Here is a 2,792-nt window from a genome sequence, read left to right on the forward strand (position 1 = left end):
GCGCCGCCGCCTGCTCGACCGTCACCGGCGTCGCGAAGGACACCAGGCCCCACCGCGGTTCGCCGGTGCCGGACTCGACGCTCGCCTGGGCGCGCGCGAGGTAGCCGGCGACCGCCTCGCCGTGGTCGGGGCCGAGGGTGTCGGTGCGCACCGTCGCCGTCCGGGCCGGCGTGAGCAGCCCGGCCGCGAGCACCGCCAGCAGCAGTGCCGCCGTCGCCGCCCACGGCAGGGACACGCGCCGCACGGTCAGGCGCTGCGCAGCACGGCGAGCGCGTGCTCGAGGTCGGCCGGGTACTTGCTGGTGATCTCGATCCAGCGCCCGTCGGCGGGATGCGCGAACCCGAGCGACCGGGCGTGCAGCCACTGCCGCTCGAGGCCGAGCCGCTCGGCCAGGCGCGGGTCGGCGCCGTAGGTCAGGTCACCGCAGCAGGGGTGCCGCAGCGCGGAGAAGTGCACGCGGATCTGATGGGTGCGGCCGGTCTCGAGGTGGATGTCGAGCAGGCTCGCGGCCTGGAACGCCTCGATCGTGTCGTAGTGGGTGATGCTGGGCTTGCCGTCGGCGGTGACGGCGAACTTCCAGTCGCTGCTGCGATGCCGGCCGATCGGCGCGTCGATCGTGCCGCTACTCGGATCGGGGTGCCCCTGCACGAGGGCGTGGTAGCGCTTGTCGATGGTGCGCTGCTTGAAGGCCCGCTTGAGCACCGTGTAGGCGCGCTCGGACGTCGCGACGACCATGACCCCGGACGTGCCGACGTCGAGGCGGTGGACGATGCCCTGCCGCTCGTGGGCGCCGGAGGTGGAGATGCGGAATCCGGCGGCCGCCAGTCCGCCGATCACGGTCGGCCCGGTCCAGCCGACGCTCGCGTGCGCGGCGACGCCGACGGGCTTGTCGACGGCGACGATGTCGTCGTCCGCATAGAGGATCTCCATGCCCTCCACGGGCGTCGCCTCGATGGTGAGGGGCCGGGGCGGCTCGGGCAGTTCCACCTCGAGCCAGGAACCGGCGGACAGTCGATCGGACTTGCCCGCGGCGGCACCGTCGACCAGGACGGCTCCCTCCTCGGTCAGGGCGGCGATCGCCGTGCGCGACAGGCCGAGCAGCCGTGCCAGGCCCGCGTCGACCCGCATCCCGTCGAGCCCGTCGGGGACGGGCATCGCCCGGGTTTCTCTCACTTGTGTGCTTCCTTTCTGCTGTCGGAGGAGCCGGTCTTCCGCGAGCCGTCCGGTTCGACGCCGAAGACGGTCAGCGCCACGAGCAGGATCGCGCCGCAGACGATGGCGGAATCGGCGACGTTGAACACCGGCCACCAGCCGACCGACACGAAGTCGACGACGTGGCCCTGCAGCGGGCCCGGGGAACGGAAGATCCGGTCGACGAGATTACCCAGCGCGCCCCCGAGGACGAGCCCGAGTCCCAGCGCCCACCAGCCCGATCGCAGCGTGCGGCCGATCCTGACCACGCCCACCACGACGGCAACGGCGACCAGGGTCAGCAGCCACGTCATGCCGGTGGCCATCGAGAAGGCGGCGCCCGGGTTGCGCACCAACGTGAGCATCACGGTGTCCCCGACGATCGAGACGGGATCGGCCGGATCGATGTAGTGGACGGCCAGCACCTTGGTGAGCAGGTCGAACCCGAAGATCACCGCGGCGAGGGCGAGCAGCTCGCGCAGCCGCCGGGCCGGCGCGGGCGCGTCCTTCGCCGGGGTTCCGGCCGAGGACGACGCAACCGGGGGTTCCGCGACGGCGTCGGGGTGGGCATCGTGCTCGGTGGGGTCGTCGGTCACCCTGCCATCATCCCCCATTCGAGGAGCGCGACGGCCACCCCGCCCGCCGTGGCTACCCTGGGGTGCGTGCCTGTGCTGCCCAGATTCGCCCGCCCGAGGGCCCGCTCCCTCGGTGTGGCCCTGTCCCTGACCACCCTCCTCGCCGGGTGCGGCAACTCCGCCGACGGTGCCGCCCCCACGTCGACGGCGACCTCGACGGAGGTCACGGTGCCCGTCGCCGCGGTCACCGCGGTGGTCCTGGAGCCGGGGGCCGAGCCGCGCAGCCGGATCCGGCTCACCCCACCCGTCGACACGAGCCAGCAGGTGGCGCTGACGACCGCCTCGCAGGTCTTCCAGTCGATCGGCGATCAGCCGGCACAGGACTTCTCCACCCCCGAACTGACGTTGCCGCTCACCGCGCGGGTGAGCGACGCCGTGTCGGACGCCTCGCCGAGCAGCCTCGTGGACCTGCGGATCGACGACGCCACGTCGCCGGATGCGGCCCTCGCCGCGGCGCTCGGGCCCGCTCGGGGATCCGAGGCGGGACTGACGATGTCCCCGTCCGGCGCGGTGAGCGCGCTGCGGCTCGATCCCACGCCGGACTCCGCGGACATCGCCCGATCGGCCATCGAGCAGGCCTTCTACCAGGCCGTGTACCGGATGGTGTCGTTCCCCGAGGAGGAGATCGGCGTGGGTGGGGTGTGGGAGATCCACCAACAGGTGATGAGCGGGATGGCGCTCGATCAGGTCGCCACCGCGAGCCTGCTCGAGCGGGACGGCGACCTGCTGACCGTGCACCTGCGCATCACCCAGACCCCGCGCGAGGCCACCTGGGCGCTGCCGAACGGGTCCGGTCGGCTGAACATCGACCGGTACGAGATGACCGGCGAAGGCACGATGACCATCGACCTCGGCCGGCCGCTCCCGATCGCCGGGGACCTCACGGTCGGCGGGGAGCAGGCGTACAGCGATCCCGCGGGCACCACCCGTCTGGCGCAGACCCTGGTGGACCGGGTGCGCTGGCAG

General features: G+C 72.9%; 3 protein-coding genes and 1 pseudogene. 1 reads left to right on the forward strand and 3 read right to left on the reverse strand.

Features of this window, described 5'->3' with window-relative positions:
* The 3 genes and pseudogenes from CQZ88_RS28575 to lspA all read right to left on the reverse strand — a co-directional run.
* Nucleotides 1-235 (reverse strand): annotated as a pseudogene (locus tag CQZ88_RS28575) (hypothetical protein); the annotation flags it as partial.
* A gap of 11 nt (nucleotides 236-246) precedes the next feature.
* Nucleotides 247-1,155 (reverse strand): RluA family pseudouridine synthase, encoded by a 909-nt coding sequence (locus CQZ88_RS28580; RefSeq protein ID WP_174824791.1) that lies wholly within the window; start codon nucleotides 1,153-1,155, stop codon nucleotides 247-249.
* A gap of 14 nt (nucleotides 1,156-1,169) precedes the next feature.
* A complete protein-coding gene (gene lspA, locus CQZ88_RS28585) occupies nucleotides 1,170-1,805 on the reverse strand; it encodes a signal peptidase II (protein WP_373566436.1) in 636 nt (211 codons plus the stop codon).
* Nucleotides 1,806-1,853: 48 nt separating this feature from the next.
* Between lspA and CQZ88_RS28595 the strand changes: the two genes are divergently transcribed.
* A partial coding sequence (locus CQZ88_RS28595) for a hypothetical protein (RefSeq protein WP_374703850.1) occupies nucleotides 1,854-2,792 on the forward strand: 939 nt, incomplete at its 3' end.

This window comes from Rhodococcus sp. ENV425, assembly GCF_002887785.1.
Lineage (GTDB): Bacteria > Actinomycetota > Actinomycetes > Mycobacteriales > Mycobacteriaceae > Rhodococcus > Rhodococcus aetherivorans.